The sequence below is a fragment of the Streptomyces sp. AC627_RSS907 genome (assembly GCF_019049165.1).
Genome location: NZ_JAGMUE010000952.1, coordinates 1 through 684 on the forward strand (window position 1 = coordinate 1; position 684 = coordinate 684).

1 pseudogene is annotated in these 684 nt (G+C 70.3%); it reads right to left on the minus strand.

The features are described from left to right. Nucleotides 1–585: pseudogene (locus KUM32_RS39630) on the minus strand (glutamine synthetase); the annotation flags it as partial. Nucleotides 586–684: the final 99 nt, after the last annotated feature.

Consider the following 684-nt stretch of genomic DNA (forward strand, 5'->3'; position numbering starts at 1 on the left):
CTCCAGGCGGATGCGGCGCAGCATCGGCTCCACCCGGGCGGTGCCGAGCACGGAGTAGTCGGCGTTGTACTGGTTGGCCGGGGTCAGTCCGCGGTACGCGGCGTCCCACGCCTCCTCGTAGCTGTCCTGGAAGATCATGAACTCCAGCTCGGTGCCCACGTAGGCGCTCCAGCCGCGCTCGGCGAGCCGGTCGAGCTGTTGGCGCAGCACCTGGCGGGGCGAGGCGGGCACCGGGGCGCCGTCGTGCCAGCCGAGGTCGGCGATGAGCATGGCGGTGCCCGGCTGCCAGGGGATGCGGCGCAGCGTGCCCGGGTCGCCCCGCATGGCGAAGTCGCCGTAGCCACGGTCCCAGGAGGACATGGCGTAGCCGTCCACGGTGTTCATGTCGACGTCGACGGCGAGCAGGTACGTGCAGCCCTCCGCGCCGTGCTCCAGCACCTGGTCGAGGAAGAACCGGGCCGCGAACCGCTTGCCTTGGAGTCGGCCCTGCATGTCGGTGAAGGCGAGGACGACGGTGTCGATATCGCCGGCTGCCACGAGCCTGCGCAACTCGTCGACCGAGAGCGGGGGCGTGCGAACTGCCACGGGCGTGCCTCCTGTCGGTGCGTCCGAAGGTCATAAGGTAGGCCCGTAGACCATTGGTTGGGAAGTAGCCGTGGCCGGGAGGGCGGGTCGATGGACACC